This window comes from Comamonas sp. B-9 (genome assembly GCF_000410635.1).
Classification (GTDB): Bacteria; Pseudomonadota; Gammaproteobacteria; order Burkholderiales; family Burkholderiaceae_C; genus Comamonas.
On sequence record NZ_APCR01000583.1, the window covers coordinates 1 to 719 of the forward strand.

The window sequence follows — 719 nt, forward strand, 5'->3', positions numbered from 1 at the left end:
GGGCCGCTACTGGGCCAGCAGCAACCTGAGCTTTTTCGGTAACCTGCGCTACACCTCGCAAAGCGGCGGGCTTTTCACCAGCCGGGGCCTGTCGGGCAACTTTTCGGCCGAAAAGCAGTGGGGCAATGGCTGGAGCACGGGCCTGGGCGTGCTGCTCAACCAGGCACGCCTGGCCACCACCCAGGTACTCAGCTGGACCAGCCCGCAAATCTATCGCAGCAACGACAAGACCGCCTATGTCTACCTGCGCTGGGAGGGCGGCACCGGCCGGCCCTTTGCCGTCGCCGGCGGCATGCCCGGCAATGGCAGCGGCAGCGTCAGCGGTCGTGTGTTCTATGACGCCAACAAGGATGGCCGCATCCAGCCCGATGAAACCGGCGCACAAGGCATTGAGGTGGTGCTGGATGGACGCTACCGCACCACCACCGATGCCGAAGGCCGCTTCTTATTCCCGATGGTCGGCGTAGGCCGCCATCAGCTCAGCATCACGCTCGACAGCGTGCCCCTGCCCTGGGGCACGGCCGATGGCGCAGTGCTGGGCGTCGATGTTCCGCTGCGTGGCGAAGCCAACGCCGAGATCCCCATTACCAAGGTGGAGGACTAGCCATGCCGCAGAACCCAGGGCCCGCCTTGCATCCCATGCGCTGCGTGGGCCCCACCGTGCGCTCCCGCACATTGCTCTCTCCAAGGACTCTCACCATGAAACACCCAAAATTGAA

1 pseudogene is annotated in these 719 nt (G+C 64.8%); it reads left to right on the forward strand.

Features of this window, described 5'->3' with window-relative positions:
- Positions 1–604: pseudogene (locus tag H928_RS26340) on the forward strand (SdrD B-like domain-containing protein); the annotation flags it as partial.
- Positions 605–719 lie beyond the last annotated feature (115 nt).